Here is a 25,208-nt window from a genome sequence, read left to right as displayed (position 1 = left end):
CGCGCCGGGGCCACCGTCAACCGGCCCTCGGAGGCACGCCCGCCGACCTGCGGGTTCCCGCGGTGAAAGTTTCATCCCGAGCCCCGGCCATCCGGCGGGGCGAGGTCGAACGGGGCGGCCGGCCGTGCCCGTGGCGCCGGGCGCGGGAATCGTCATACGGCCTCCTGGTGATCGGCGATCATCCGCGAGGAGCTTCGTCGGAGATGGCGGCGCCACCCGTGCCCAGGAAAGTGCGTACGAGTGTTGGCCTACAATCGTTGTCATGGCTTTCACCGAGCGATCGGCCGCCACACGGACCTCCATCCTCTCGGCCGCCAGGAAACTCCTCATCGAGCGGGGCTTCGAGGGCATGACGATCAGGGCCGTCGCCGCGCAGGTGGGCGTCGACCCGTCGATGGTCATGCGCTACTACGGGAGCAAGGCCGGGCTGTTCAGCGCCGCCGCGGACGTCGACCTGCGGCTCGACCGGGTCGAGGACCCGCCGCTCGACCGGCTCGGCGAGCTGCTCGTGCGCCACTTCCTGGCACGCTGGGAGGGCGACCTGTCCGACGACGTGCTGATCCTGCTACTCCGTTCCGCGAGCACCAACCCCATGGCCGCCGAGCGCATGCGGGAGGTGTTCGCCGGCCAGATCGCCTCGCAGGTGGCCCGGCTGACCGGGGCCGAGGGGGCGGCGCTCCGGGCGGGGTTGATCAGCACGCAACTGCTGGGCCTGGCACTCACCCGCTACGTCCTGCGGCTCCCGCCGATGGCCGAGGCCGACACCGAGACCTTGGTGCGGGAGATCGGCCCGGTGGTGCAGCACTACCTGACAGGATCAGACATCACGGCGTGACGGTCAGTCGGAGGCGCACACCCCTATGTCGCTACATATCGCACATGTATGATTACTCAGTGTGAGCAGCCAAGAAGCAGCGATATCCACGTTGCGGGAGCGGTGCGGCGACCGTCCCGCCACCTTTCCCGAGATCCCGCACCAGCAACTCGACCAGATCGCGCCGGTGCAGCTGCAGGAAGAGTTGTGGCGGCGGATGGCCGGGCTCGGCCACGTACGCACCGGCGCCAGCGTCGTCTCCCTGCCGGAGACCCGCGCGCTGCACCTGGACCCGGAGCACGCGCTCGGGCCCGGCCCGGCGTTCGTCCGCGGCAGCACCGAGTTCGCCCACCTGCACGGCGCGTCCGACGGGAGCCTGCACCTGCTGCTGCCCGAGCGGGACGCCGCCGAGGCCGTGGCACGAGGGTGGGGCGAGTTCCACCCGCTGGTGCTGGAGGGCCGCTGCCCGCCCACTCTGATCATGGTGTACGGCCCGCGCGACGACGACGAGCTGGAGACGGTGTGGGAGCTGGTGCGCCGCAGCCACGCCTTCGCCTCCGGCCACATCCTCTGACCGGAGGCGAAGGGGATGTGCGTTCCGATCGCCGATCTCAGCGGCAGAACGGAGCCATGCCGAGGACGGACTTGACACCTCCCAGCAGGTGCTGGACGAAATACCGGTCGCCCTCCATGGGCTCATCGGTCCACGCCTTGACGTCATGCCCGAGGGTGGTCAGCCAGGCCTTGCCGCCGTCGTAGTACTGACACCAGCTCACGGGGTGACGCCTGCCGTGGCCGGGGTGCCCGAGGTTGCCGCGTACCCCGCGGGCCAGCGTGTTCTCGTCCACTTCGGCCAGCACCCGGACGTGAGTGGGCGCGGGGACGAGGTTGTACCACTCGTCGGAGAAGGCCCAGGTGCGGGGAAGCCCCTGGGTGGAGGCGTCGCGGCGGTTCACGGTGACCACGGTGCCAGGCTGGTTGGCGCTGTGGTCGTAGAAGTTGGCGTTGCCGAGCAGGCCCTCGTACCAGGGCCAGTTGTACTCGGTGCCGAAGGCGTTGTGCACGCCGATGAAGCCGCCGCCCGCGCGGACGTACTGGCGCAGCGCGGTCTGGGCGGCGTCGTCGAGGGCGTCGCGGGTGGTGCTGAGGAACATCACCGCGTTGTAGTTCAGGAGCCGCCCGGCCGAGGCGAGCTGGGCGACGTCCTCGGTGTAGTCGACGGTGAAGCCGTTCTCCCGGCCCAGCTCGACCATCGCCTTGACGGCGACGTTGTCGTCGTTGAGCGGCGGGTTCATGCCAGGGGCGAGCGGGGTGCCGAGGTGGGCGTGACGCGGGCCGGCGGTGCGGCTGTAGACGAGCAGCCTGTAACCCTCGGCGGGGTCGAAGTTGCCCCAGTCGTGATAGCAGCGGGGGTCGGTGCCCCGGCAGACCCCGTAGTCGGGATCACCGAGGTTGCGCGCCCCTTCGGGAGAGGCGGCGGAGCTGGGGGCGGTGGCGGTGAGCAGGACGGCCGCCGCTGCGGCGGCGGTGGCGATGGAGAGTCGGCTGCGCATGGACACCTCACATTTCGATCCACCAGGCGGATCGATAGGTCCGCTGGGGGAGCTTGAGCGTAACCACGGATCTTCGCGGGAACAAGCTCTTGCGCACACCCGGCAAGGCGCGCCGGGACCGCGGGAAGGGAGATCCGCCGCAGCGGGTCTCCCCCTCCCACGCTCAGAGCCAGGTAGGCAGCACGGACGGCGGCATCGGCCCCTTGTTGCGCCGTCCCTGCCCGGCTTCCTCCCAGGCGTGCGCCAGGATGCCGACAGATCTGCTGAGCACGAAGAGCCCGCGCGCCAGCGGCGCGGGGAAGCCCAGTTCGGCGTAGACCACGGCGGTCGCGCCGTCGATGTTCATCGGCACCGGTGCGATCAGCCGCTCGACCTCGATCGCGGCTCGCAGGTGTGCGCCCGGCACCACTCCAGCCGTGACGGCCTCGGACACCAGGTCCAGGAGCGGATCCCGGCGTGGATCGCGCGTGTGGAAACGATGGCCGAACCCTGGCAGGTATTTGTCCCGCGAGCGCCGGCGGGCGACCACGGCGGCCACGTCGCCGTCGGCGACCACCTCCTCTAGCAAGGCCACGCACTGCTCGCCCGCGCCGCCGTGCACGTCGCCGAGCAGGTTGACGCCTGTGGCAACGGCATTGTTGAGCCCCACCCCGCATGTCACGGCCATCCGGGCGACGGCGATGGACGGCGCGTGCGGCCCGTGGTCGACCGAGGAGACCAGGGCCGCCTCCAGCAGCGCCGCCCTGCGCGGGTCGGGGCGCTCGCCGCGGAGCATGAGCCAGATCATCTCGACGAAGCCGATCCGCCCGATGAGATCCTGGACCGGCCGCCCGCGCAGCTCGATGACGTCGGGCTCGATCCGCGACACCGCTGTCGCCCACCAGTCGGCCACCGCGGTCTCGGGGGCGCGGCCTGCCGCGGGGGCGGCGTCCCCGGTCCTGGCCGGCTCACTCATGACCCGGCCCCGAACTCGTCGTTGTGCTCGCCCAGCAGCGGGGCCGGCCCGCGCGGGCGCAGGGCGACGCCGTCGACGACGACACCGTTCCCCGTCACCGTGACCCGCCGCTCGTCCGCTCCGGCGAACGGCACCTCTGTCAGAAAGCCCCGGTGACGCACCTGGTCGAGTGTGAGCGCTTGGGGGACGGTGAGGATTCGGGCGGCGGGCACGCCCTCGCGGGAAAGGATCTCCTCCCATTCCAGTGCGGTCTTGGCCCGTAGCGCCTGGTTGAGCTCCCGGTTGAGCTCCCGCCGGTGGGTCTTGCGCGCTTCCCGCTCGGCGAAGCGCGGATCGGCGGGCAGGTCGGGCCGCCCGACGAGCCGGCACAGCGTCTCGAACTGAGGCTGCTGGTTGGCGGCGATGTTGAGCGGCCCGTCGGCGGTCTCGAACGTGCCCGAGGGGGCGGCGGTGGCGTTCTGATCGCCCATCGGCTCCGGCTCCACGCCGCTGATGAGGTAGTTCGACACCGTCCAGCCCATAGCCGAGATCGACGCCTCCAGCATCGACAGGTCCAGGAAGCAGCCCTGCCCTGTGCGGTGGCGCCCGGCCAGCGCGGCGGACACCGCCAGCGCGGCCATCAGCCCGCCGATGGTGTCGCAGATGGGGAAACCCACCCGCAGTGGCGCGGTGTCGGGCGTGCCGGTGACGCTCATCATGCCGGACAGCCCCTGGATGATCTGGTCGTAGGCGGGCGCTCCGCTCATCGGTCCGCTCTGGCCGAAGCCGGAGATCGCGCAGTAGACCAGGCCATGGTTGAGTTCGCGCAGGCGGTCCCAGCCGTAGCCGAGCCTCGCCAGCACGTCGGCGCGGAAGTTCTCCAGCAGGACGTCGGCCCCGGCCACCAGCGACTCGAAGGCGGCCCGCCCTGCCGGGCTCTTGAGGTCGAGCTCGACCGACCTCTTGCCGGCGTTCTGGGCGAGAAAGGAGGCCCCCATCTGCTCCCGATTGAGCTCCGGGTCGGGTCCGAGCCGCCGGGCGAGGTCCCCTGCGCCGGGCAGCTCCACCTTGACCACTTCCGCGCCGAACAGCATCAGCTGGTAACTGCAGTACGGCCCGGCCAGTACGTTGGTCAGGTCCACGACCTTGACGCCGTCCAGTGGCAACTGCTGCATTCACGCTCCATAGGTCAGGTCAGTGGATGGTCGAACCCGCGCTCCGACATGCGCTTCGCGGCCTCGCGCAGACCTGCGGCGAATTCCCCGACACGCTCTTCGGTGAAGCGGACGGTGGGGCCGCTGAGCGTCAGCGCCGCCACGGTCGCTCGCGAACCGCCCGTGACCGGGACCGCGACCGCCGACAGGCCGGGCTCGCGCTCGCCGTGGCTCACCGCGTACCCCGCGTGTGCCGCCTCGTCGATCCAGCTCCGCAACGTGGTCAGGTGTGCCGCGCCGTCGGGAGAGGAGCGGGCCACCCGCTGGAGCAGCCGCTCCGAGGCGTCCTTCAGCAGGATCTTGGAGGAGGCCCCCGCCCACAGGGGCAGCTCGTCGCCGACCCGCACCACGTGGCGCAGCGGCTGCGGGCTCTCCTGCTGGGCGATGCAGATGCGGTGCGTGTCGCGCAGCACGTAGAGGTTGACGGTCTCGCGATGCCGGATGCCCAGCTCACGCATGAGCTGGACGGTCTCAGGCGGCAGTTCCCACGCCGATCGGGCCAGGTGGGCCCAGCGCCACAGCGCCGGCCCGGCCGTGTAGCCCTTGGGCGTGGCCCACAGCAGGCCCATGTGCTCAAGCGTCTGCAACAGCCGCAGAGCCGTGGTCTTGGCCAGTCCGGTCTCGTCGACGACCTCGCGGATCGTCAGCGTCCGGCGATCCTCGGTGAGCAGGGAGAGGATGTCGAACGCGCGCTGGACGCTGCGCACGCCCCCGCTCTCCCCGGGCTCCGCAGGAATGGATGAAGGCACGGATCCTCACTTGTGAGTTGAAGGCGAATCTGCCGCTCACCTTCTCATGTGGTCCGTACGCTAACACCCAGTCCGCTTAGCGGTCCATAAGAACCATCAAGCGGATTACCCGACCCCCTTGCCAGAACCTTCGGCATGCTCATACCGTGAGGCAATCCACACTGCGGAGTTTGAGAACCACTGCGCGGATCGATGGGAGTCGTCGACCATGAACACCATCAACGAAGCCAGGTGCTTAGTCGCCGGGGAGTGGTTGACCAGCGGAGAGCACGCCGACCGCGTCGGCCCCTACCTGCGGGAGGTCGTGAGCCGGGCACGAACCACCCCACCCGGCGACGTCGACGCGGCCCTGGCCTACGCGCGGCAGGCGGCCGGACGTGTCGCGCGGCTGGCGCCCGCCACCCGGGCCGGCGTCCTGGAACGCGCCGCGGCCGCGGTCACGGCACAGGGGGACCGCCTGGCAGGGCTGCTGGCGTTGGAGCTGGGCAAACCCCTCAAGGACGGGCGTGGTGAAATCGTGCGTGTCGCGGACACCCTGTCCGTCGCCGCGGCTGAGGCGAGGATGATCGGCGGCGAGGTGCTGCCCGTGGCGGGCTGGGGCCGCGGGGTGGGCAACACCGCGATCACCCAGCGGGCGCCCGCGGGCCCGGTGCTGGCAATCACGCCGTTCAACGCGCCCGCAAACCTGCTCGCGCACAAGCTCGCAGCCTCCTTCGCGGCCGGCAACACCACGATCGTCAAGCCGCCGCCGCAGGCCCCCGCGGTTTCGACCGCCCTGGTCGAGCTGATGCTGGAGGCCGGCATGCCGGTGGAGGCGGTGCAGGTCCTGCACGGGGGCGGCGAGCTGGGCGCGCGGCTGTGCGCCGCACCGGAGATCGCCGTCGTGAGCTTCACGGGCAGCGTCACGGCCGGCCACGCCGTCGCCCACGCCGCCGGGCCGAAACGGGTGATGCTGGAACTCGGCGGCAACGCCGCCACCATCGTCTGCGAGGACGCCGACATCGCGGAGGCGGCGTCCGCCTGCGCGCGGACCGGCTACAGCAACTCCGGGCAGAGCTGCATCTCCGTCCAGCGCGTGTACGTGCACCACAGCCGCTTCGAGGAGTTCGCCCAGGAGCTGACCGCGCGGGTCAAAGGCCTGGTCGTGGGCGATCCCCTGGATCCGGCGACCGACGTCGGCTCCATGGTGGACGACGACGCGGCCGAGCGGGTGGTCCGCTGGACCGCTGAGGCCGCCGGTCAGGGCGCCAGGGTGACGGCCGGCGGCACGCGCGACGGCGCCGTGATGGCGCCGACCGTCGTCGTCGCACCGCCCGCCGAGGCCCGGGTGGTTCGCGAGGAGGTGTTCGGCGCCCTGGTCGCCGTGCTGCCCTACAACGACTTCGACGCTGTGATCGAGGCGTGCAACCGCAGCGCGTACGGGTTGCAGGCCGGGCTGTTCACCCACGACGTCCGCCGCGTCATCACCGCCTGGCGCGAGCTGGAGGTCGGCGGCCTGGTCGTCAACGGCTCCTCCAACTTCCGGCTCGACCACGTCCCGTTCGGCGGGGTGAAGGACTCCGGCATCGGCCGCGAGTCGCCGCGCTGGATGATCGAAGACTTCACCGTGACCAAGACGCTCATGCTCAAAGGCCTGACCATCTGGGGAGACCGTTGACCACCACAGCCGCTCACGCCCTCGTCGCCCAACTCGAGGAGCTCGGCGTCGAGTACGTCTTCGGCACGTGCGGCCACACGAACATCGCCGTTCTGGACGCGCTGGCCGACAGCCGCATCCGCTTCGTCATCGGCCGCCACGAGCAGGCCGCCGCGCACGCCGCCGACGGCTACGCCCGGGCCTCCGGCAAGCCGGGAGTCCTGCTGGTCCACGTCGGGCCCGGCCTGACCAACGCGGCCACCGGCGTCATGACGGCCGCGCTGGACTCGGTGCCGATGGTGGTGATCTCCGGCGACATCCCGTCCTACTACCAGGGCCGGCATCCCCACCAGGAGATCAACCTGCACGCCGACGCCGACCAGGCGAGCGTGTTCCGGCCGTTCGTCAAGCGGGCCTGGAACGTGCACCGGGCCCAGGACCTCGGCCGCTTCGTCGAGCGCGCCTTCTGGACGGCCACGGCGGGACGTCCGGGCGCCGTGCTGGTGAACGTGCCGATGGACGTCTTGTCCCGTCCCGCCGCACCGTATCCGCCGATCAGCCGCGCGGCGCCGCCCGGGCTGCCGCAGGACACGGCCGAGCTGATCGCCGCGCGCTTGGCCGCGGCGGAGCGGCCGCTGATCTACGTGGGCGGCGGGCTGCGCGACAGGCCCGAGGCCCTGATCCGGCTGGCCGAGCACTTGGACCTTCCCATCGTCCACTCGCTCATGGCCAAGGGGACCGTGCCCGACGCGCACCCGCTGCTCCTCGGTATGCCCGGCTTCTGGGGACTGGAGCTCACCAACGCCTACGCCCGCGAGGCGGACGTGGTGCTGGCGCTCGCCACCCGCTTCGCCGAGACCGACGCCAGCTCTTGGGATCCCCGCTTCACATGGGACTTCTCCGGCAGCACGCTCATCCAGATCGACATCGACCCGGCCGAGATCGGCCGCAACTACCCCGCCGCCATCGGCGCGGTCGCCGACGTCCGGCTCGCGGTCGAGGCGATCGCCGATGCCGCCATGCCTCACGCCGCACGTTCGAGGCCCGAGCTTCGCGAGCAGATCCAGCAGGCTCGATCGGAGCTGTTCTCGGCCAGCCGGGAACGCGGCGGGAGCGCGGACTTCCCGCTGCGGCCCGAGCGCATCCTGAAGGACCTGCGGGACGCGTTGCCGCCGGACGCGTTCCTGGTCACCGACGTGGGCTGGAACAAGAACGGCGTGGCGCGGTGCTACGAGCTGCCCGCCGAGGGCCGCTTCATCACCCCGGGCGGCGCCTCCACCATGGGCTTCGGCCCGGCCGCCGCCGTGGGCGTGCAGCTGGCCCGGCCTGAGGCCGTCGTGGTGGCGCTGGTCGGCGACGGCGGCATGAGCGCACAGCTCCCCTCGCTGCCGCTGGCGGTCGAGCAGGGCACTCCGGTGATCTTCGTAGTGATGAACAACCGCTCCCACGGCACGATCTCCGACCTGCAGTCGGCGCACTTCGGCCGCAGCCACGGCTGCGACTTCGTCGATCCCGCCGGACGGCCCTACAGCCCCGGTTTCGCCGCACTCGCCCGAGCCTGCGGGGCCGACGGGCATACGGTGGCCACGCCCGACGATCTCGGCACAGCGCTACACGAGGCCATCACGAACCGACGACCCGCCGTGATCGATGTGCCGATGGTGAACGAGCCGGTTCCGACGCCCGGCCACTGGAACATCACGGACATATACCAGGGTCTCTTCACCGACTGAAGGGCTGAAACCGTTGTAAGTTCGAGATTCCCTCAACCGTTCCTGTCACTTATAACGAACGTACTAGTCCGTGAATTGAGACTCACCTACCCCCCGACGAGGTGAACCGTGCGTTTCACGAGATTCTCCATCGCAGTAGCGGCCCTGATCACCGTCGCCGCCTGTGCCCCGCCCGGCCAGCAAGCCGACACCGCAGCCACGGCCACCGGCCCGATCAAGATCGCCAACGTCAACGCGCAGAGCGGCCAGCTCAGCTCGCTCGGCCAGTGGGAGCACAAGGGCGTCAAACTCGCCATCGACGAGGCCAACAAGGCAGGGGGCGTCAACGGACGGCAGATTCAGCTCGACCTGTTCGACAGCCAGGGCGACCCGACCGTGGGCACGAACGTGGCCAGAAAGATCGCCGCCGAAGGCTACATCGCCATGCTCGGCACCGCCGAGAGCGCGGTGACCCTGGCCATGGCGCCCATCCTGAAGGACGCCAAGATCCCCAACATCACCTCGGGCCAGTCCCCCAAGCTGGCCGAGCTGGGCAGCCCGTTCCTGTTCCTCAACGCGCCGACCAGCGTCACCTTCGACGAGACGCTGGCCAAGCACCTGGTGGACGACAAGGGCATGAAGAAGATCGCGCTGATCAGCAACAACGGCGCGTACGGGGCCGGCGAGCATGACGCGTTCCTGGCCTCGCTCAAGAGCAGGAACGTCACCCCGCTGGCCGACGAGGTCGTCACCCCCGACCAGAAGGACTTCAACTCCAACCTCGCCAAGATCCGCGAGCAGGACCCGGAGGTGCTGTTCATCGGCGCCGAGGAGGTCCAGTCAGGGCTGATCGCCAAACAGGCCCGCGAGCTCGGCATCAAGGCGGTCTTCGCCGGCGGCGCCCCCGTGGGCACCGACGTGTACACGACCACGGCCGGCTCGGAGAACGCCGAAGGCACCATCGTCAGCTCCCCCTACCTGAGCAACGAGGCCAGCCCGCAGATCGAGGAGTTCGCCGCCAAGTACAAGTCCGTCTACCATGAGGACGCCCGCATGCACGTGGCCAAGGCCTACGACGGCGCGTCCATCCTCGTCGAGGCCCTCAAGCAGACAGGCGGCGAGGGCGGTCAGAAACTGGCCGACGCCATCCGCGGCGCCAAGCGCGCCGGGCTGCTCGGCACCTACAACTACGACGCCAACGGCGTCGGCATCCACGAGACCAAGATCGGCCTGGTCAAGGACGGCAAGGTCGTGCCCGAGGCCGCGAGCTGACGTGCAGGTCTTCCTTCAGACCCTGATCGGCGGGATCACCTTCGGGGCGGTGTACGCGCTGGTGGCGATGGGCTTCTCGATCGTCTACCGCACCATGGGCCTGGTCAACTTCGCCCACGGCAGCGTCGTGATGATCGGCGCGTACGCCGCCTCCACCTTCTACATGGCCAGCAAGCTGCCGTTCGCCGTGGCCGTCGTGGTGGCGATCGCGGTCACCGGCCTGATCGGCTTGGTGATCGAGCGCTTCCTGCGGCCGCTGGAGAACAAGGACTTCACGCTGATGCTGATCGGCACGATCGGCTTCGGCGCCGTCCTGGAGGCGGGCGCGGTGCTCGTCTGGGGCGCGACCGGGCACGCCGTGCCGTCGCCGGTCGCGACGGGGCCGATCGACCTGGGCGGCATCCGCATCCCCGCCTACAGCCTGCTCGTCATCGCCGTCGCCGCCGCCGCGACCGGGCTGCTGGCGCTGTTCCTGCAGCGCACCAAGCGCGGCGCGGCCATGCAGGCAGCCGCCATGGACCACCAGGCCGCCACCGCGTGCGGCATCCACGTCGGCCGCAGCAACGCCCTGGCCTTCGGGATCGGCGCCGGCCTGGCCGCGCTGGCCGGCAGCCTCATCGGGCCCCTGCTGTACGTCAACCCGACCATGGGCGGCACGCTCGGCATCAAGGGCTTCGCCGCGGCCATGCTCGGCGGGTTCGGCAGCATGCCGGGCGCGATCGTCGGCGGCCTGGCCTTCGGCCTGCTCGACGCCTTCGCCGCCGGCAACTTCCAGGAGTACTCCGAACTCGTGACCTTCCTGGTGTTCGCGGTGATCGTGATGATCCGCCCCACCGGCATCTTCGGAGAGGCAACGGTGAACCGCGCATGAAACGTCTGGTGCTCATCGCCATCGCCGCGGTCGCGGCCTGGCTGCTGCCCTACGGCCTGGGCGGCTACGCCATCCACGTCGCCGACGTCGCGATCATCTTCGCGATCCTGGCCATCGGGCTCGGCCTGACGATGGGTGTGGCCGGGCAGATCAATCTGGCCCAGGTCGCCTTCTTCGGCGTCGGCGCCTACACGGTGGCCATCCTGACCACCGAGGCCGGGCTCGGCTTCTGGACGGCGGCCGTGCTGGCGCTGCTGACCGCGGTGGTGTTCGGCGTGCTGACCGGCATCCCGGCGCTGCGCATGCAGTCGCACTACCTCGGCATCGTCACCCTCGGCCTCGCGCTGGCCTTCACCAACTGGGTCACCAACTCCACGATCGCGGGCCGCGCCGAGGGCATCAGCGACATCCCGGTGCCGCCCATGTTCGGCATCGACCTGTCCAGCGGCTACCTGTTCTACTACGTCGAGGTGATCGTCTTCACGGTCGCGCTGGCCTTCGCGCTGCTGGTCACCCGCTCGCCGCTGGGCCGCCGGCTGCGCGCGATGCGCGACGACGACCTGGCCGCAGGCTCGCTGGGCGCGGAGATCCCGCTGCTGCGCATGACCGCGTTCGTGCTGTCCGGCCTGTACGGAGGCCTGGCCGGCATCCTGTACGCCGGGCTCATCCGCTTCGTCGCCCCCGAGTCCTTCAACATCGCCAACATGTTCCTGCTGCTCGCCATGGTCATCATCGGCGGCCGGAGCAGCATCCTGGGCTGCGTCGTCGGCGCGATCGGGCTTTCCCTGATCAGAGAGGCCCTGTTGGACGCCTCCGGCTACGCCCAGCTCGGCTACGGCCTGGTGGTCGTGCTCGTGGTGGTCTTCGCTCCCAAGGGCCTGGCGGGCCTGCCCGGCCAGATCAGGCACCTGGTGCGCCGGCGCACCGGCGCCTCGCGGGCTCAGCTGGGCCCGTTCCTGCCCTACGACGCCGCGTCCGTCGTCGACGGGCAGGCCGCGCTGGAGGTCCGGAAGGTGACGATGCGGTTCAAGGGACTGGTCGCCCTCGATGCGGTGTCCCTCACCGTCCCCACCGGTCAGATCCGCGGAATCGTCGGCCCGAACGGCTCGGGCAAGACGACGCTGTTCAATGTGATCAGTGGCTTCTACACGGCCACGCAGGGGTCGGTCGAGTTGCGCGGCCGCGGGGTGACGGGGCTGGCGCCTTACCGGCTCTCGCAGCGCGGCGTGGCGCGCACGTTCCAGAACCTGCGCCTGTTCGAGGATCTCAGCGTGCGCGAGAACCTGCTGCTCGCCCTTGACCGCACCCGCGCCTTCTGGATCTGGCGCTACCCGATCCTGCCGTGGAAGGTGCTGGGCCAGGAACGGACGCTGCGCCGCAGGGCGGAGGAGCTCATCGAACGCTTCGGGCTCACCGAGGTCGCCGACGCCGAGCCGCGCTCACTGCCGTACGGGATCCAGCGCCGCATCGAACTGGCCCGCGCCATGGCCATGTCCCCCACCCTGCTCCTGCTCGACGAGCCCGCCGCCGGGCTGAACGGCGAGGAGGTGCGGCAGCTCGCCGAGATCGTGCGCTCCATCAGGGACTCGGGCGTCACCGTGATCATCATCGAGCACCACATGGGGCTGGTCATGTCCCTGTGCGACCAGGTCACGGTGCTGTCCAGCGGCAAGGTCATCGCCGATGGGCCGCCCGCCGAGGTGGCCGTGCACCCGGACGTGGTGGCCGCCTACCTCGGTGACTCGATGGCTGCACCGACCGAGGAGACCGCGGAGGCCGCGGTGGAGGAGGCGACCCGATGACCACGCTCACCGTCGAGGAACTGTCAGTGCACTACGGCGGTGTCCGCGCCACCCACGAGGTCTCCTTCACCCTTGAAGCCGGCCAGTCGCTGGGCATCATCGGCGCCAACGGCGCGGGCAAGTCCTCCACGCTCAAGGCCGTCATGGGGCTGGCGCCGCGTCAGGCCAGGGCCATCCGCTTCGGCGACCACGACCTGCTGCGCGCGCCCGCGCACACGCTGGTCAGGCACGGCATCGGATACGTCCCCGAGGGCAGGCACGTCTTCCCAGGCCTCACGGTGGAGAAGAACCTCCTGCTCGGCGCGTACACCAAGAGCTGGAAACGCACCCCTGTCGACGAGGTGTACGAGCTGTTCCCGGTGCTGGGCGAGATGCGCCACCGGCTGGCGGGCGCGCTGTCCGGCGGGCAGCAGCAGATGCTGGCGGTGGGCCGGGCGCTGATGTGCCGGCCCCAGGTGATGCTCCTGGACGAGCCCTCGATGGGGTTGTCGCCGATTCTCGTCGCCGAGATCGCCGGCGTGCTCAAGCGGCTCAACGCCGACGGCCTGGCCATCCTGCTCGTCGAGCAGAACGCCAAGCTCACCTTCGATGTCACCACCACCTGCCTGGTCATGGAGAACGGCGTGATCGCCGCAACGGGCACCTCCGCCGAGCTGAGAAACGACCCCCAGGTCCGGCGCATCTATCTCGGCCTGTGACGGCCCGCTCCGGCTCGCCGCCCGCGGCACGGGGAGTTCTTCTCCTGGCGGTCGCCCGGGGGTGAGTCCGTGACTCGTCTGATGCCCGGCAGGGCTGAGACCGTCATGACACGCGAGAATCGAGGTCCGCTAGACGGTTCAAATGGTCCGTTGACGAGCAATGTGACGCGATCTATGGTGCGTCCATCAGACGGATACAAAAGTCCACAGAATGGAACGTTAGGGGATGCTCATGGTTCGTCGCAGAGAGTTACTCGCGGGCGCCGTTGCCGCCGTCGCCCTTGCGGGAGCCGGGCAGGCCCCGGCATCGGCAGCCACCAAGCGCTCCGATCGGGATTTCCCGAAGATCGGCGGAAACCTGGCCAATCAGAACCACAGCCGGCTGCGCGACCTTCACCGTGGCACCATCAGACGGCTGCGCGCCGCGTGGGTGAACAACATCGAGGGCGGCCTGGCATCCGGCAACAGCCAGAGCTCCACGGTGGCCGTGGACGGCGTTCTCTACATCGAATCGGCGCTGGGCAACGTCGTCGCGGTGGACGGCCGTACCGGGGCGACGATATGGAAGTACGAGCAGACGCGCGGCGCGGTCACCCGCCGCGGCGTCGCGGTCGGCGCCGGCAAGGTGTACACCTGCGCCAACGGCAACTGGCTGATCGCCCTCGACCAGCGCACCGGCCGGGTTCTCTGGGAACGGCAGCACAACGGCTACGGCAACCTGGAGAAGGTGGCCGTCACCTACCACGACGGCATGCTCTACTGCGGCACCAACGACGGGCCTCGCGGCGCGGCCCTCGCCTTCGACGCCGGGACCGGCGACCTGGTCTGGCACTTCTGGGGCACCGCGGCTCCAGGCGAGGTCGGCGGCGGCACCTGGGAGGGCGACTCCTGGCAGGCCGGCGGCGCGACACCGTGGATGCACTGCGCGATCGACGCCGAGCTCGGCCTGGTCTACTGGACGTTCGGCAATGCCAGGGGCAGCAGGTCGTCGCAGGACGGCTCCGAGCGCGGCGGGCAGAACCTGTTCGCCAACTCGATCGTGGCCATGGATCTGAAGACCGGCGCCCACCGCTGGCACTTCCAGTCCGTCCACCACGACATCTGGGACATGGACAACGTCATGGCGCCGGTGCTGGTGGACGCCCGCGTGCGCGGCCGGATGCGCAAGCTCGTCGTGTACGGCAGCAAGACCGGCATGTACTACATTCTCGACCGGGCCGACGGCTCCGCCCCTCTCGGCATCGACGAGCTGCCCGTGCCGCAGGAGCCGCGGCAGAAGACGTGGCCGACGCAGCCCTTCCCACGCCAGGGCGGCTGGACGGAGCTGAAGCCGGTGTGGCAGCCGCTGGGCACGCAACTGCCCGGTCTCCCGCACCGAGCGGTGCCGAACTACACCATCGGCGCGCTGTACACGCCGCACTGGGACGAGCCGATCCTCACCATCCCCGGCCACGGCGGCGGCGCCGACTGGAGCCACCAGTCCTACAGCCACAGCACCGGGCTCGTCTACACCGGTTTCGGGTACGTGGCCGCCGCCCACTCCCTCACCGAGTCCTCCAACGGGCTGCGCCCGCCGGGCGAGTACATGACCGGCGGCGTCGTGGCGGTGGACCCCTCCACCAACCGGGTGCGCTGGAAGAAGAACCTGCCCTACTCGCTGGCGCACGGCAACGGCATCCTCACCACCGCCTCCGATCTGCTGTTCATCGGCCAGCCCGACGGCAACCTGCTCTGCCTGGACGCCCGCGACGGCCGCGAGCTGTGGCGCTGGCAGACCGGCGCGGCCATCAGCAGCAGCCCCATCGCGTACGAGGTGGACGGCGAGCAGTACGTCGCCGTCTACGCCGGCGGCACGGGCATCCCCTACGGCAACTCCGCTCCGCGCGGCGACCACCTGTGGGCTTTCAAGCTCGGCGGACGGGTGTCCCCTGCCACCGCGCCGCCCCCGCCCGTGGTGCGCCGGCCGGTCTCAGGCGGGCCGGTGGACGGGTCCGTCGTGAACGACACGGTCGTGCTCGCCCGCGTCTACGCCGGCGGGCAGGTGGGCGCGGTCGAGTCCACGGCCGTGAACGCCATGGCGCCCACCCACCTGCGGGTGCCGGCGGGGACCACGGTGACGTTCGTCAACCCGCCGGACAACGTGCACGTGCACGGGGCCACCCAGTTCTTCGAGGGACTGTTCGATGTACGGCTCAGGCCGGGCGAGTCGTTCCAATACACCTTCACGAAACCGGGGGAGTATTTCTTCAACGACTGCCACAGCCCGCGCCCGACCGGGAAGGTCGAGGTCACGGGCTGATCGGCGCGACGTCGGGGCTCAGGAGCGGGAAACGTGCGGGCACCGGCGGGTCACGGCCGGCGATCACGAGCCAGGGCCCGCCGGCCGGGATCAGGCGCCCGCGCCGCGCAGATAGGCCACGACCGCGTCCCCCACCATCCGCCGCAGCCGGCCACGGTGTTCGGGCGCGGTCATGTCGCGCCCGAACAGCGCGCCGAAGGTGTGCTGGTTGGCCACCCGGAAGAAGCAGAACGAGCTGATCAGCATGTGCACGTCGATGGCGTCGGCGTCGGTGACGAAGTCGCCGCTCACCGTGCCCGCGTCGAGAATCGTCTCGATGAGGTCGAGCACGGGCGTGCCCAGGCCGGCCAGCGCCGGTGACTTGCGGATGTGCTCGGCCTGGTGGATGTTCTCGATCGTCACCAGCTTGATGAATTCGCGGTGCAGGTCGTGGTGGTCGAAGGTCAGCTCGGCCAGCGTGCGGATGGCCTCCAGCGGAGCCAGGTGCTCCACCTCGATGGCCCGCTCCATCTCGCGCACCTCGGCGTAGGCCTTCTCCAGGACGGCGATGTAGAGCCGTTCCTTGCTGCCGAAGTAGTAATAGATCATGCGCTTGGTGGTCCGCATGCGGGCGGCGATCTCATCGACCCGCGCCCCCGCGTAGCCGTGGCGGGCGAACTCCTGCTGCGCGACCACGAGGATCTCCGCCTTGGTGCGGTCAGGGTCCCGCTGGCGTTCGGGGGCGGCGGGCTGAGAGGTCACCAGCCCATCCTAGTGACCTGCCGCATGTTGCATGGCGAGCCGGATGGGGGCGTTGGCGGCGCCGTAGCCCTGGTAGCCGCCGGCGCGCTGCACGAGTTCGAAGAAGACCCGCCCCACCGTGACGGTGTACAGGTGCAGGAACTCGCCGCCGTGCTCGTCCCGGTCGTACAGCACGCCGAGGCGGCGCAGCTCGGGATCGGCCTCGTGGCGCGCCTCCAGGTCGTCGTAGTAGTTGCCCGGAATGGGCAGGAGCAGGCCGGGATGCTCGCTCCTCAGCCTCCGGGCGACGGCCACGACGTCGTCGCAGGCCAGCGCGATGTGTTGCCGCGGGAGGTGGTCGGCGCCCACCTGGGCGATGTTCATCACCATGCGCACGGCGCCGCCGGGCCCCGACATGGCCTTGCTGCGCAGCATCCCGTACGGGTCGGGCACCTCCAGGCTCTCCTGCGGGCGCAGCCCCAGCACGCTGCGGTAGAACGACTGGGCCTCGTCGAAGTGGTGCCACGGCTGGGCGAGCGCGACGTGGTCGATGCCGGTGACCGGGCCCGGCATCGGCCCGGCCGGGGCGAAGTCGGCGAGCCAGGCCTGGTCGCAGAAGAAGATCTCGGTGCCGTCCGGCGCGGCCACCGCTTCCAGCTTGGCCTCCTCGGGGGCGCGCTCGCGGGGCAGGACCGGCGAGAGCAGCGACTCGGCGTGCTCGGCCGCGCCGGCCGGATCGGGGCTGTCGAGGCCGATGGCGATGAGCGCGGGGCCGGTGGCGGCGGCGGCGGTGGTGGCGGCGCTGAGCAGCAGCCGCGCGCCACCCTGCTCCCACAGCTCGACCGGCTTGGTGGGGTGCGTGCCCGTGCGCGCGAAGCCGAGCACGCCCAGCAGCCTGCCCACCGGCCCTGTGCCGGACAGCTCGGCGAAGGCGAACCCCGTGGGGGCGGCCGGATGCGTCTCGCCGCGCAGGCTCTGCTCCAGGGCGATCAGCGAGCGCATGCCGTCCAGCGCGGTGCGCTCCGCCGACGCCTGGCGGAAGACGTCGTTGAACACCTCCAGCGACAGCGGCCCGGTGTAGCCCGCGCGCAGCACGCTGGCCACCAGCCCAGTCAGGTCGAAGGTGCCCTGCCCGGGGAAGCAGCGGTAGTGGCGGCTCCATTGCAGCACGTCCATGGCGGGCGGGGGTGCATCGGCGAGCTGCAGGAAGAAGATCTTGTCGCCGGGGATGGCCTCGATGCCGATGGGGTCGGAGCCGCGCGAGAGGATGTGGAAGCTGTCCAGGCACACGCCAAGGCCGGGATGGTCGGCCAACCGCGCGACGCGCCAGGCGTGCAGGTACTCGCTGACATGCCGGCCCCAGGCCAGCGCCTCGTAGGCGATGCGGATGCCGTGGTCGGCGGCCCGCTCGGCCAGCAGCCGGAGCTGCTCGGCCGCCTGTTCGTCCCCGGCGATCGCGTCGGGCGAGACGTTCGAGCAGACCAGCAGCAGGTCCGCGCCGAGCCGCTCCATCACCCGGAACTTGTGCTCGGCCCGGCGCAGGTTGCGCGCCAGCGTGCCGGCGTCCACCGCCTCGAAGTCGCGGAAGGGCTGGTAGAGGTCGATGCCGAGGCCGAGGTCGGCGGCCCTGGCCCGCACCTCCTCCGGCGGCAGGGGACTGGCCAGCAGATCATTCTCGAAGATCTCCACCCCGTCGAACCCGGCGGCTGCGATGGCCTCCAGCTTCTCGGCCAGCGTGCCGCTCACGGACACGGTGGCGATGGACTTGCGCACGCTTTCTCCTCTTCAGACGGCGATCAGGTCGGTCAGGTGGGCGAGCATCCGCTCGGCGTCCGGCTCCCTGCCGGTGAACAGCCTGAACGCGTGCACGGCCTGGAAGACGACCATGCCGCCGCCGTCCAGCGTGCGGCAGCCGAGCGCCCTGGCCTGCTTGAGCAACTCGGTCTCCAGCGGCCGGTAAACGATGTCGGCCACCCACAGCCGGGGGTGGAGCAACTCGGCAGGCAGCGGCAGGCCCGGATGGCGGGCCATGCCGGTCGGGGTCGCGTGCACCAGTCCCTCCGCCCGCTCCAGCTGCTCCGGCAGCTCGGCCTGGGCCGCGAAGCGGGCGCGCCCGGCGCCATACCGGGCGGCCAGCTCACCAGCGAGGGCGCGAGCCCGCGCCACGTCCGCGTCGACGACGGTGATCCGGTCGGCTCCCATGGTGAGCATGGCGTGCGCCACCGCGGCCCCCGCTCCCCCGGCACCGAGCTGCACGATCCGGCTGGTCGGCGCGTCGGGCAGGCCGCGGGCGAACGACTCGGCGAAGCCCGTCCAGTCGGTGTTGTGGCCGATGGCCCGATCGCCGTCGAACACCACGGTGTTGACCGCGCCGAGCATGCGGGCGTCCGGCGACAGCTCATCCAGGAACGGGATGACGGCCTGCTTGCAGGGGTGGGTGACGTTGAGCCCGTCGTAGCCGAACCGCCGCGCCGTGCGGACCAGCTCGCCCAGCTCACCACCCACGCGATCGATGTCGAGCAGCCGGTAGACGTAGTGCAAACCGTGGTGCACGGCCTCCTGCTCGTGCAGCGGCGGGCTCAAGGAGGGGCCGATGCCCGAGCCGATCAACCCCACCAGGAACGAATCCATCACGTCTCCCTTTCCAGCAGGTGCGACAGACGCGTGAGCGCCGGCGCGGGCCCGTAGACAGCCAGGACTCAAACCCGGCAGCACTAATGTACGTACTAGTGAGTTACGTTGCCATACCTGCTGATCGTCTATGCCGCCTCTGTGGGGCCCGTCCGCCGGGCGGCCACGTCGAGGTGACGGCGCGCCGCGGCGATCGCCAGGCGGGCATGCTCCTTGGCGCCCACCTGGGCCACGAGGGTGGCCCGGGGGATCTCCAGGGCGTACGGGATCCTGGGCGGCAGGGCGCCGAGAATGCCGTGCACGTCGAGGCCGCCCTCGCCGGGGAACAGGCGCTCGAAGCGCGCGGCATGGACGACCTCCTCCAGGGTGTCCGGCGCCTCGGCCGGGGCATCGCAGACGTGGGCGAAACGGAACCACTCGGATGGCAGATCACGCAGCTCGGCCACGCTGGAGCCGGAGCGTGCGAAGTGAATCAGGTCGATCAGGATGCCCGCGTTGGGCCGGCGGGTCTCACGCAGGACGCGTACGGCCTGCGTGAGGTCGCCGGTCTGGGTCCACGACGGGAATTCGAGATCGATGGTGAGGCCGAGCGGCCTGGCCAGTTCGCACAGTCGTGCGAACCGGTCGGCTTTGCGGGCGAAGTCCGGGTCCGGGAGCTGGCAGATGACGTGGCGGGCACCGAGCTCGGCGCCGGCTTCCAGGAAGCGCAGCAAGTCCGCGGGGTCGGCCTCGGGCGGGATCCGGGCGAGCTCGATGTCGAGCACCTCGACCCCCGTGGCCGCGAGACGGACCTTGGTCGCCCTCATCAAGGCCGGGTCGGTGGCGAGGGGATGGTGCGGCTCGTGCGGAGTGACTCTGGTCATGCGCAGGCCCACGTACCGATAGCCTGCGTCAGCGGCGGCGCTCACCAGGTCGGGCGGAGACAGGCTCAGCGCCGTCAGATGCGCCAGCGAATAGTCGTGCGCGTGGTCACCGCCGGCGGGGGCGGACGGCTCCCTCAGACTGGTCAGCCGCCGCCTGCGGTGGGCGGCCATGCGCACCGCCGCGTTGTTCGGAGCGCCGTAGCCGGAATACCCACCGACGCGCTGCACCACTTCGAAGAAGATCCGCGCGCCGAGCATCTCGGTGTAGAAGTGCAGGTATTCGCCGTGCTGATCGCGGTCGTAGAGCAGGGAATGCCGCCTCATCGCCGCAAGAAGTCGTGGTGGCAGCGCCAGGCGGGCGTCGAGGTCGTCGTAGTAGTTGTCGGGGATCCTCAGCAGCGGCGCGCCGAGTGCCCGCAACGCCTGCGCGCCGGCGATCGCGTCGTCGGTGCCGAAGGCGATGTGCTGCGGGTTCGGCACCGCCGGCGACCAGTCGCCCCGCCGTAGCGGCGCGGTGTTGAGACCGATCCGGACGCGCTGCTCCGGGTCGGTCGCGGCCCGGCTGTGCATCAGCCCGAACGGCGCGGGCAGCGTGGTGGTCTGCGTCGCCTGGAGGCCGAGCACAGCGCTATAGAAGAGCGCGGTCTGGTCGAAGTCATCGACCGACTCGGTGAGCGAGACATGGTCCGTCCCGGTCAACAGACCGTCGCCGCGGTCCACGCGGCCGGTGGGGGCGAAATCGTCGAGCCAGTTGTCGTCGCCGCCGGTGCGGCAGAAGAAGACGGCCGTTCCGCCGGGGGCCGCCACGGAGTCGAGATCGGCCTCCTCCCTCCGGCGGACGCGGGGCAGCACGGGCGCAAGCAGCCGCTCAGCGCGCCGGACCGAACCGGCCGGGTCGGCGCTCTCCACGGCCAGCGCGCAGATGGCCGCAGTGCCCGGCGGCACCGTCCGCTGCGGGGCGAAGTTCAGCAGAAGCCGGATCGTGCCCTGCGACCACAGCTGGACCGGCTTGGAACGATGCTGGCCGGTATGGGTGAATCCGAGCGCGGTGAGCGCCCGCGCCAGGACAGGGCCGGAGACCTCATCCACGGCGAGTTCGGTGAACACGTGACCGCCGAGGTGCGGAGCCGGCGGCAGATCGGCCAGCCGAACGCGCTCACGAACCGCCACCGGGCAGGCCGTTCCTACCGCCTCCTCCAGCGAGAGCAGCGAGCGCATCGCGTCGACGGCGACGTGCCGGGGATCCGCCTGCCGGCAGACGTCGTTGGACACCTCGACCGAGAGCGGGCCGTCGTATCCGGTGGCCAGGACATGGCCGACGAAGCCGGCCAGATCGAAAGCGCCCTGCCCGGGGAACAAACGGTGGTGCTCACTCCACTCCAGCACGTCCATGTTCAGCCGCGGTGCGTCGGCGAGCTGCAGGTGGAACACCTTCGACCCGGGCACGGCCCGGATCGTGGCGGGGTCCTCACCGCGCGCGAACACGTGGAAACTGTCCAGGCATAAGCCGAGCGCGGGATGGTCGGCTCGCCGGACGATCTGCCAGGCGTGGTCGACGGTGTTCACGAACCGGCCCCACGCCAGGCCCTCGTAGGCGATACGCAGGCCACGCCGGGCGGCCCTGCCCGCCAGCGTGTGGAGCTGCTGTGCGGCGCGGTCGTCGTCGTCGATGGCCGTCATGGACGTCGTCGAGCAGATCGCCATCGTGGTGGCGCCGAGTTGCTCCAGCACGTCGAACTTCCGCTCCGCCCGCCGCAGATTCGCCTCGAAAGTCGCGGGCGGTGCTGCCTCGAAGTCATGAAACGGCTGGTAGAGATGGATCGTCAGGCCGAGGTCGGCGCACTCCTGCCGGATCCGGCCCGGCGACCAGTTCGACACGATGAGGTCGCCCTCACAGATCTCGATCCCGCTGAAGCCCGCCGCGGAGGCGGCCGCGAGCTTGTCCTCGATGGTGCCGGAGAGACAGACCGTCGCGAGCGCCAGTGAAGGGCTCGCGGAGCGGCGGCCGAGAGGGCGTGGCATGCCTTGGCCGGTGGCGAGCATGGGCTTCTCACCTTCCTGGCGCATCGATCAACGAACGAACTAGATACTTACTTATATGCCTTGACGCTCATCGAAGGAAGAGGCGGCGCCGCGGGATCCGCCGGTCAGGCGGGGACCTCACCCGGCCTCCCGCGTGTCGAGGGCGACGTCCCGGCGGCGCCGGGTGATCTGTTTTCGGTAGATTCGCGCACGGATCAGCCCATCGTTGAGCGGACAGAGGAACACGTGAGCATTCCCGAACTGGCGGACGTCCATCCCGCGTGGCTTCCCCCCGGCGCGTTCCGCGCGGTCGGCGCGCGCCGCGTCCTCGTGCTCGGCGACGGGCTCCTCACCGGCACCGTACGCGCGGAGGTCGGGCACGCCTGCGCCCGGCACGGCGGCTCCCTGGAGCAGGACGCGACGGGCTCCCCCGACCTCGTGCTCGCGCTCTCAAGCGCGGCTCCCCCGGCCGCCACCTCCGCGGGCCCCTCCGCGGCCCCCTCAGTGGGCCCCTCAGTGGCCCGCGCGCTGGCAGCCGCGCGGGAAGTCCTGGCTGGGCAGGGCGGGTCCGCCATCGGCGAGGAGGGCTACCTGCTCGCCCGCCGCGACGGCGTCACCGTGGTGCTGGCCGGCGATCCGGCCGGCCTGCTCTACGGGCTGTTCCACGTGGTCAGGCTGGGCGAGGACGCGTTCGCGGGCGAGCGCCCCGCAGAGCCGCACCGGCCCGCGGCGCGCCGGCGCATGCTCGACCACTGGGACAACGTCGACGTGCATCCGGTGATGGGCCAGGTCGAGCGCGGCTATTCCGGCGGGTCGATCTTCTGGCGGGACGGCGGCCCCCGCGGCGACCTGGCCAGAGTACGGGCCTACGCGCGGCTGCTGGCCGCGACCGGCGTGAACGCCATCACGGTGAACAACGTCAACGTGCACGCCACGGAGGCCCACCTCCTGACCGACCGGCTCGGCGACGTGGCCGCCATCGCCGACGAGGTGCGCCCGTACGGGATCCGGGTGCACCTGTCGGTCACCTTCGCCTCGCCGATGAGGCTCGGCGGGCTGCCCACCGCCGACCCGCTCGACGAGCGGGTGCGGGAGTGGTGGGCGCGCACCACCGAGCACGTGTACGCCGCCATCCCCGACTTCGGCGGGTACGTGGTCAAGGCCGACTCCGAAGGCCAGCCGGGGCCGTTCGCGTACGGGCGCAGCCACGCCGACGGCGCGAACGTGCTCGCCGACGCCCTGGCCCCGTTCGGCGGGGTCGCGCACTGGCGGGCCTTCGTCTACAACCACCGGCAGGACTGGCGTGACCGGTCGACCGATCGCGCCCGCGCCGCCCACGATCATTTCGCGCCGCTCGACGGGCGGTTCAGGGACAACGCGATCCTGCAGGTGAAGCACGGCCCGATGGACTTCCAGACGCGCGAGCCGGTGTCGCCGGTGATCGCGGCCATGCCGTCCACCCGGCTGGCGGTGGAGCTGCAGGTGACGCAGGAGTACACCGGCCAGCAGCGGCACGTGTGCTACCTGGCGCCGATGTGGAAGGAGGTGCTCGGGTTCAGGCCGTGGGGCCCAGGCGAGGACGGGGACGGAGACGGGGACGCCGCCGGGGACAGGGCCGGGCGCAGCGTGGCGGACGTGGCGGTCGGGGCGTCGGGCGACGGCGGCGGCCTGGTCGCGGTCTCCAACGTCGGCGACGACTTCTACTGGACGGGCCATCCGCTCGCGCAGGCCAACCTGTACGCCTTCGGCCGCCTGGCCTGGGACCCGCGGCTGGAGCCCGACGCCCTCCTCGACGAGTGGATCGACCTCACGTTCGCGCCGGCGCAGGGCGGCGACCCCGGTCCGCTGCGGCGCACGCTGCACGCGATGATGGACGGCTCGTGGCGCACCTACGAGCGTTACACGGCGCCGCTGGGCGTCGGGTTCATGGTCCGTCCCGGGCACCACTACGGCCCTGACGTGGACGGCTACGAGTACACGCCGTGGGGCACGTACCACTTCGCCGACCGCGACGGCGTCGGGGTCGACCGCACCCGCGCGTCCGGCACCGGGTTCACCGGCCAGTATCCGCAGCCGTGGTCCGACGTCTACGAGTCGCCCGGCACCTGCCCCGACGAGCTGCTGCTGTTCTTCCACCACGTCCCGTACGGGCACGTGCTGCACGACGGCACCACGGTCATCCAGCACATCTACGACACCCATTTCGCCGGGGTCGAGGAGGTGGCCGGGAGCCGGCGGCTGTGGGAGCGGGCGGAGCCGGGGGACGCGGCGCTGCACGCGCGGGTGACGGAGCTGCTCGACGAGCAGCTGCGCTGCGCGGAGGAGTGGCGCGACCAGGTCAACGCCTACTTCTTCCGCAAGTCGGGGGTGCCCGACGCCCGGGGCCGGCGCATCCCGTGACGCGCCGGCGCCTCAGGCGGTGAACCTCTCCCTGATCTCGTCGATCATCGGGCGGCTGTTGCGCAGCAGCGCCGCCGCGAAGACGACGGCCAGGAGGGTCACCGCCGCCTCGGTGGCGACCAGCGTGAGCCCGACCGCCACCACGAGGAGGCAGAGGTTGCTCACGGTGACGCCGGGGAACCGCACGAGCGCGTACGACGCCAGCCGGGCGACGTCGGCCGCCCGGAACGCGAACAGCGAGGTGATGACCAGCGCGGCGGCGGCCCAGAGCGCCGCCGCCACGGCGACGGCGACGAGCAGCACCGCCCACCAGCCGGGGACGCCCGCGGCGGCGAAGTTCGCCAGGTTCGTCCCTACGACGGCCAGCCCCGCCAGCCACGGCGCCCAGATCTTCATGACCCCGGCGACGTTGCCCCGGTAACCGCGCCAGAACGCCGCCGCGGGACGCAGGTCCGTCAGGTCGGACCTGCGGTGGCGCAGCGCGTAGAGGGCGGCCGACAGCGCCGGCCCGGCGGGCAGCGCGCACAGCGCGGCCAGCGGGATGTTGCTCGCGTCGCGGTCGAGCAGGACGAGCGCCGCCAGCCCTGGCGCGGCGGTGACCAGGAACAGCAGCTCGACGACCAGCAGGGTGTAGACCAGCGCGGCGACACGCGAGAGCGGCCCCGTGCCGAACTGCGCTTGCTCCCTGCCGGGAACAGCCCTCTCACCTGCGATGGAGAATGAGGCAGACGGGGCCGAGTCACGATCGTTCCGCGTGGATTCCACAGCAGCATCGTATACATCACGATTCCAGAGCTTTCGCGATGCGTTGACCGGCGATGCCTCAACGAGGCTGCTGCCTCGGCCCCGGAGCGGCGCGAGCATCGTGATCACGCGGACCGGGGGACGCCTTGGTGGCTCTGTTCCAGGCCAGCAGCACCGGCACTCCCGCGACCAGCCCGGCGGCGCCGGCGATCGCCAGGCCGTGCTCCGGTCCGGCCGCTTCGACGAGGAGGCCGCCGAGCAGGATGCCCAGCCC

At 70.9% G+C, this 25,208-nt stretch carries 19 protein-coding genes and 1 pseudogene; 10 read left to right on the top strand and 10 right to left on the bottom strand.

The genetic code is table 11. The features are described 5' to 3' along the window. The first annotated feature begins 262 nt into the window (after window positions 1–262). Together ACTWPV_RS44520 and ACTWPV_RS44515 are read left to right on the top strand one after the other, a co-directional pair. Window positions 263–835, top strand: a complete 573-nt coding sequence (locus ACTWPV_RS44520; RefSeq protein WP_443156421.1) for a TetR/AcrR family transcriptional regulator — start codon at window positions 263–265, stop codon at window positions 833–835. A 61-nt stretch (window positions 836–896) separates the two neighbouring features. Next, the gene (locus ACTWPV_RS44515) at window positions 897–1,388 is read left to right on the top strand and encodes a luciferase domain-containing protein (RefSeq protein ID WP_443156420.1); all 492 of its coding nucleotides are present in this window, start codon (window positions 897–899) and stop codon (window positions 1,386–1,388) included. Window positions 1,389–1,425: 37 nt separating this feature from the next. Here ACTWPV_RS44515 and ACTWPV_RS44510 read toward each other — a convergent pair whose 3' ends face one another. From ACTWPV_RS44510 to ACTWPV_RS44495, 4 genes are all read right to left on the bottom strand, one after another. After that, window positions 1,426–2,367: a ThuA domain-containing protein gene (locus ACTWPV_RS44510; RefSeq protein ID WP_443156419.1), complete on the bottom strand. Its 942-nt coding sequence runs from the start codon at window positions 2,365–2,367 to the stop codon at window positions 1,426–1,428. A 163-nt stretch (window positions 2,368–2,530) separates the two neighbouring features. Beyond that, a complete protein-coding gene (locus ACTWPV_RS44505; protein ID WP_443156418.1) occupies window positions 2,531–3,322 on the bottom strand; it encodes a citryl-CoA lyase in 792 nt (263 codons plus the stop codon). Then, complete coding sequence (locus ACTWPV_RS44500; protein ID WP_347650129.1) at window positions 3,319–4,476, bottom strand: CaiB/BaiF CoA transferase family protein; 1,158 nt, start codon at window positions 4,474–4,476, stop codon at window positions 3,319–3,321. The genes ACTWPV_RS44505 and ACTWPV_RS44500 overlap by 4 nt, the downstream gene beginning before the upstream one ends. A 14-nt stretch (window positions 4,477–4,490) precedes the next feature. Next, window positions 4,491–5,222 (bottom strand): IclR family transcriptional regulator, encoded by a 732-nt coding sequence (locus ACTWPV_RS44495; protein ID WP_443156417.1) that lies wholly within the window; start codon window positions 5,220–5,222, stop codon window positions 4,491–4,493. A 250-nt stretch (window positions 5,223–5,472) separates the two neighbouring features. On the opposite strand from ACTWPV_RS44495, the gene ACTWPV_RS44490 reads away from it, so the two are divergent. The 7 genes from ACTWPV_RS44490 (at window position 5,473) to ACTWPV_RS44460 (ending at window position 15,554) form a co-directional block, all read left to right on the top strand. Further along, window positions 5,473–6,921, top strand: coding sequence for an aldehyde dehydrogenase family protein (locus tag ACTWPV_RS44490; protein ID WP_443156416.1), 1,449 nt, complete (start codon window positions 5,473–5,475; stop codon window positions 6,919–6,921). Then, window positions 6,918–8,633, top strand: coding sequence for a thiamine pyrophosphate-binding protein (locus ACTWPV_RS44485; RefSeq protein WP_443156415.1), 1,716 nt, complete (start codon window positions 6,918–6,920; stop codon window positions 8,631–8,633). Before ACTWPV_RS44490 ends, ACTWPV_RS44485 begins: the two co-directional genes overlap by 4 nt. A gap of 108 nt (window positions 8,634–8,741) precedes the next feature. Further along, window positions 8,742–9,884, top strand: coding sequence for an ABC transporter substrate-binding protein (locus ACTWPV_RS44480; protein WP_443156414.1), 1,143 nt, complete (start codon window positions 8,742–8,744; stop codon window positions 9,882–9,884). Window position 9,885: 1 nt separating this feature from the next. Beyond that, window positions 9,886–10,755 carry a branched-chain amino acid ABC transporter permease gene (locus ACTWPV_RS44475; RefSeq protein WP_347650134.1) on the top strand — a complete coding sequence of 290 codons (870 nt, stop codon included), beginning with the start codon at window positions 9,886–9,888 and terminating at the stop codon, window positions 10,753–10,755. Beyond that, window positions 10,752–12,557, top strand: coding sequence for a branched-chain amino acid ABC transporter ATP-binding protein/permease (locus tag ACTWPV_RS44470; protein ID WP_443156413.1), 1,806 nt, complete (start codon window positions 10,752–10,754; stop codon window positions 12,555–12,557). Before ACTWPV_RS44475 ends, ACTWPV_RS44470 begins: the two co-directional genes overlap by 4 nt. Beyond that, window positions 12,554–13,255, top strand: a complete 702-nt coding sequence (locus ACTWPV_RS44465) for an ABC transporter ATP-binding protein (protein ID WP_347650136.1) — start codon at window positions 12,554–12,556, stop codon at window positions 13,253–13,255. The genes ACTWPV_RS44470 and ACTWPV_RS44465 overlap by 4 nt, the downstream gene beginning before the upstream one ends. Before the next feature lie 232 nt (window positions 13,256–13,487). After that, window positions 13,488–15,554: an outer membrane protein assembly factor BamB family protein gene (locus ACTWPV_RS44460; RefSeq protein WP_347650137.1), complete on the top strand. Its 2,067-nt coding sequence runs from the start codon at window positions 13,488–13,490 to the stop codon at window positions 15,552–15,554. 90 nt (window positions 15,555–15,644) lie between these two features. Here ACTWPV_RS44460 and ACTWPV_RS44455 read toward each other — a convergent pair whose 3' ends face one another. The 4 genes from ACTWPV_RS44455 to ACTWPV_RS44440 form a co-directional block, all read right to left on the bottom strand. Beyond that, window positions 15,645–16,295, bottom strand: coding sequence for a TetR/AcrR family transcriptional regulator (locus tag ACTWPV_RS44455; RefSeq protein WP_347650138.1), 651 nt, complete (start codon window positions 16,293–16,295; stop codon window positions 15,645–15,647). A 9-nt stretch (window positions 16,296–16,304) separates the two neighbouring features. After that, on the bottom strand, window positions 16,305–18,047 hold the full coding sequence (locus ACTWPV_RS44450; protein WP_443156412.1) for a bifunctional sugar phosphate isomerase/epimerase/4-hydroxyphenylpyruvate dioxygenase family protein: 1,743 nt from the start codon (window positions 18,045–18,047) through the stop codon (window positions 16,305–16,307). Window positions 18,048–18,059: 12 nt separating this feature from the next. After that, a complete protein-coding gene (locus ACTWPV_RS44445; protein ID WP_443156411.1) occupies window positions 18,060–18,905 on the bottom strand; it encodes a shikimate dehydrogenase in 846 nt (281 codons plus the stop codon). A gap of 128 nt (window positions 18,906–19,033) precedes the next feature. Next, window positions 19,034–21,811, bottom strand: coding sequence for a TIM barrel protein (locus ACTWPV_RS44440; RefSeq protein WP_443156410.1), 2,778 nt, complete (start codon window positions 21,809–21,811; stop codon window positions 19,034–19,036). A gap of 225 nt (window positions 21,812–22,036) precedes the next feature. Between ACTWPV_RS44440 and ACTWPV_RS44435 the strand changes: the two genes are divergently transcribed. Next, the gene (locus ACTWPV_RS44435; RefSeq protein WP_443156409.1) at window positions 22,037–24,190 is read left to right on the top strand and encodes an alpha-glucuronidase; all 2,154 of its coding nucleotides are present in this window, start codon (window positions 22,037–22,039) and stop codon (window positions 24,188–24,190) included. 12 nt (window positions 24,191–24,202) lie between these two features. Here ACTWPV_RS44435 and ACTWPV_RS44430 read toward each other — a convergent pair whose 3' ends face one another. Next, window positions 24,203–24,955, bottom strand: a complete 753-nt coding sequence (locus ACTWPV_RS44430; RefSeq protein WP_443156408.1) for a hypothetical protein — start codon at window positions 24,953–24,955, stop codon at window positions 24,203–24,205. 58 nt (window positions 24,956–25,013) lie between these two features. After that, window positions 25,014–25,208, bottom strand: a pseudogene (locus tag ACTWPV_RS44425) (hypothetical protein); the annotation flags it as partial.

Source organism: Nonomuraea sp. KM88 (assembly GCF_052245635.1).
Classification (GTDB): domain Bacteria; phylum Actinomycetota; class Actinomycetes; order Streptosporangiales; family Streptosporangiaceae; genus Nonomuraea.
Note: the sequence above shows the minus strand (reverse complement) of the source record. Positions and strands in the feature narration are given on the sequence as shown.